Origin of the sequence: Streptomyces sp. CNQ085 (genome assembly GCF_022614595.1) — a bacterium.
GTDB lineage: Bacteria > Actinomycetota > Actinomycetes > Streptomycetales > Streptomycetaceae > Streptomyces.
The window spans coordinates 10,932-14,336 of record NZ_JAJFAU010000050.1; the positions used below are offsets into that span (position 1 = coordinate 10,932).

Here is a 3,405-nt window from a genome sequence, read left to right on the forward strand (position 1 = left end):
CCAAGTCGCCTCGCTGCTGGCTGCGAACGCCGGACCCGACGGCGATCCGGAGGCCCTGTTCGACACGATGATCCGCGCGCAGATCGACATGGTCCGCAGGATGAATGCGATCGAGAAGGTGCGGCGCCACCTCGCGCGTCGTCTTCCAGCCGTGCTCGGTCAGCACCGCGAACAGCCCGCGTCTGTCGGACTCGCAGTTCTCCCGGCACACCAGTCCGGCCTTCTCCATGCGGGTGATCTGGTGGGACAGGCGGCTCTTGGACTGCAGGGTGGCGGCGGCCAGATCGCTCATACGCATCCGGTGGCCGTCCGACTCGGAGAGATTCACCAGGATCTCGTAGTCGTTCATGGTCAGCCCGAACGGCTGGAGGTCCCGCTCCAGTTGGTGCGTGAGGAGCCTGTTGACGTCGAGGTGGACGCGCCAGGCGCGCTGCTCCTCTCCGCTCAGCCAGCGGGTTTCCCTGTCGCTCTCCATGCTCCGGACTCTACCCGGCGGCCGGGAGCGCTCTCACCGCCGATCTCACCGAGGGAAGCGCTCCTTTCACAGTCCGAAGCGGCGCTGGATGCCGCCCAACTGCCCGGGAAGCTGTGGCATCTGCTGGCCGCCGTGCCCGCCGCCGGCACCGGGAACGCCGGGCTGCGACGGGGGCGGGGCGCCCGCGTCCCGCTCCTCCATCAGCACCTCGGTCGACTGGATCAGCACCGTGCCCGCCCCGGTGAAGTCGAACTGGTGCTCCTCGCCGGAGACACCGCCGATCCCGGTCATCGCCCGCAGTCCTCCGAGCACGCCGCGCATGTACTGGTGGTCGTAGTGGTGGCAGGGCGAGGGACAGTCCGCCCAGCCGACCAGCGCCTGCGGATCGACCCGGACCGGCGGTTCCACGAAGTGCACCTCGCCGTTGGAGGCCGCCACGAACTTTCCCGTCCCCAGCAGCGTCACGAAGCCGGGCACGATCGACTGCTTCAGAGCCAGGCTCGGCTCGAAGGCCAGCAGATTGCCCGAGCGGATGGTGAGGTTGCCGTCCTGAAGGTCGTAGGAGTTGACGTCGAAGGCCCGGTCGGCGAGCAGCATCCTGCCCCTGCCCTCGGCGACCACCCAGTCCGAGGCGTGCAGCGGGGAGTGGAAACTGGCGGCGATCAGCCGGTCCAGGGGGCCGTGGCCGATGCCGTTGAAGGTGATCTGCCCGTAGTAGGCGATCATCTTCCCCTTCTGCAGGAACCACCGGTCCGACAGGTCCACGCAGAACGTGTAGGGGTTGACGTTGTCGTTGGACGGCAGTGTGTGGGCGTCGTGGACGATCGGACCGTTCAAAGCTTCTCCTCGCTGGCCTGTACGAACACCTCACCCTGCCCGGACAGCTCCAGCTGGAACGCCTCGCCCGAGCCGCGCCCGACCATGTCCCGCCAGCCGAGCGCCGTGGAGAGCTTGTTGCGTACGTCCCCGTGGTGGGCGACGTACGCCTGCGGGTCGACGTGAACGGGGCGGCCCGGAGTGATCGGGAGCCGGATCACCCCGCCGTGGGCCATCACGGCCACCGAGCCGTGTCCGGAGAGCGTCGTGGTGAACAGCCCCTGTCCGGTCACCTGGCCGCGCACCATGCCCATGACCCCGCCCTGGGAGCCCATGAACATCGTGCCCTGCTCCAGCGTCCCGTCGAAGGCGAGCAGCCGGTCGGCCTCCACGCAGAGGGTGTCGCCGGACAGTTCGACCACCTCGACGTGGTGGCCGCCGTGGCCGAACAGCACCGTGCCGTCGCCCTCGACCGTCATCAGCGCGGTCGCCTCGCCGGCCAGCCGCCGCCCGATCATCGAGCCGATGCCGCCCTGACCGCCCTGGATGCTGGGCGTGAAGGAGACCTCGCCCCTGTACGCGATCATCGCGCCGCGCTGGCTGAACATCCGCTGCCCGGGCGCCACCCGGGCCTCGACCATCTTGGAGCCGATCTCCCGGAACGGCATCAGATGTCACCGCCGATCGTGTTCCGCTCGCTGGGCTGGACGTAGACCAGCCCTTCGCCCTCGAAGCGGATCTGGAAGGACTCGCCCGACCCCTCGCCCATGAAGGTCCGGAAGTTCACGCCCGTCTGGAACTCCTGCCGCAGATCGCCGGTGTGGGCCACGTACGCCCCCGGGTCCACCTGGAGCGGCGTCTGCGGCGTGACGCGCAGCACCACTGCCGGACCGTCCGACATCAGTGCCGCCGTGCCGGTGCCCTCGACGGTGGTGGTGAACAGGCCGTTGCCCTGCGAGGCGCCGCGCAGCCCGGTGAAGGTGGTGCCGGTGCGCAGGGAGCCGTCGGCGCACAGCAGGTTGCTGGACTCCACATGGAGCTTCTGCCCCTGGAGCGCCACCAGGCCGATGTCGCTCGCGCGGTCGGCGAAGTAACAGGTGCCCTGCCCCTTCACCTCCATCATCTCCATCTGCTCGCCGGTGAGGCGGCGGGTGACCATGCCGCGCAGGCCCTCACCGCCGCCGGTGAGTTTCTTGAAGGCCATCCGGCCGTCGTAGGCGACCATCGAGCCGTTCTTCGCCCTCACCGTGTCGCCTGCCAGGTCGACGGCGAGGACCTTGCCGCCTTGGAGTCGGAACTGAGCCACGGCTCGAATCTACCCGGACACGGGCGCCCGACGGGAGACCTGCCACAATGACAGAGCTTGTGCATCCCTTCACAAAGGATCTCCCGTGGACCTCAAGACCGCTTCGGCGCTCCGCCGCCTCCGGCTCGTCTCCACCCCGGAGGCAGTCTCCTTCCTGCTGCTTCTGGTGTGCTCCGTGCTCAAGCGCACGACCGAGTTCAACGCGGTACCGGTGATGGGCGCCGTCCACGGCGCCCTCTTCGTGCTCTACCTGATCTTCTGGCTGGACGCCTGGAACCGCGCCAGGTGGCCGATGAGCCGCGCCGCGCTCTACTTCGCGTGCTCGGTGCTGCCCGGCGGCGGTTTCTACGCCGACAGGCTGCTGCGCCGCGAGGCCGAGGCGAGCGTGATCGCCGCCCGGGCCCGTGCCGAGCGGGCCGGGCAGGAAGAGCGGCCCCGTACGGGGGCGGTGGACGCGTGATCTTCGCCTTCTCCGTCACCCCGCTGGGGGTGGGCGAGGACGTGGGGGAGTACGTCGCCGACGCGGTGCGGGTGGTCCGCGAGTCGGGGCTGCCCAACCGCACCGACGCGATGTTCACCTCGGTCGAGGGCGAGTGGGAGGAGTGCATGGAGGTGGTTCGGCGGGCGGTGGCCGCCGTCGAGGCCCGGGCGCCGCGCGTCTCGCTTGTCCTCAAGGCCGATGTCCGCCCCGGGGTCACCGACGGTCTGACCTCCAAGGTCGCCACCGTCGAGCGGCATCTGGGCTGACTGCCTCCCCTCCCCTCCCACCCCGGGGGGGGGGGGGGGGGGGGGGGGGGGGGGGGGGGGG

6 protein-coding genes are annotated in these 3,405 nt (G+C 70.0%); 2 read left to right on the top strand and 4 right to left on the bottom strand.

All coding sequences use genetic code 11. The annotated features are described in order from the left end of the window. The 4 genes from LJ221_RS11340 to LJ221_RS11355 form a co-directional block, all read right to left on the bottom strand. Positions 1-475 (bottom strand): MarR family winged helix-turn-helix transcriptional regulator (locus LJ221_RS11340; protein WP_241715921.1); only part of this gene is annotated, 475 nt, incomplete at its 3' end. A 66-nt stretch (positions 476-541) separates the two neighbouring features. Further along, on the bottom strand, positions 542-1,312 hold the full coding sequence (locus LJ221_RS11345; protein ID WP_241715923.1) for an AIM24 family protein: 771 nt from the start codon (positions 1,310-1,312) through the stop codon (positions 542-544). After that, complete coding sequence (locus tag LJ221_RS11350) at positions 1,309-1,959, bottom strand: AIM24 family protein (RefSeq protein ID WP_241715925.1); 651 nt, start codon at positions 1,957-1,959, stop codon at positions 1,309-1,311. The genes LJ221_RS11345 and LJ221_RS11350 overlap by 4 nt, the downstream gene beginning before the upstream one ends. After that, positions 1,959-2,597, bottom strand: coding sequence for an AIM24 family protein (locus LJ221_RS11355; RefSeq protein WP_241715927.1), 639 nt, complete (start codon positions 2,595-2,597; stop codon positions 1,959-1,961). Before LJ221_RS11355 ends, LJ221_RS11350 begins: the two co-directional genes overlap by 1 nt. 85 nt (positions 2,598-2,682) lie before the next feature. On the opposite strand from LJ221_RS11355, the gene LJ221_RS11360 reads away from it, so the two are divergent. Together LJ221_RS11360 and LJ221_RS11365 are read left to right on the top strand one after the other, a co-directional pair. Then, positions 2,683-3,057: a DUF3817 domain-containing protein gene (locus tag LJ221_RS11360; RefSeq protein ID WP_241715929.1), complete on the top strand. Its 375-nt coding sequence runs from the start codon at positions 2,683-2,685 to the stop codon at positions 3,055-3,057. Then, positions 3,054-3,344, top strand: coding sequence for an MTH1187 family thiamine-binding protein (locus tag LJ221_RS11365; RefSeq protein ID WP_241715931.1), 291 nt, complete (start codon positions 3,054-3,056; stop codon positions 3,342-3,344). Before LJ221_RS11360 ends, LJ221_RS11365 begins: the two co-directional genes overlap by 4 nt. Positions 3,345-3,405: the final 61 nt, after the last annotated feature.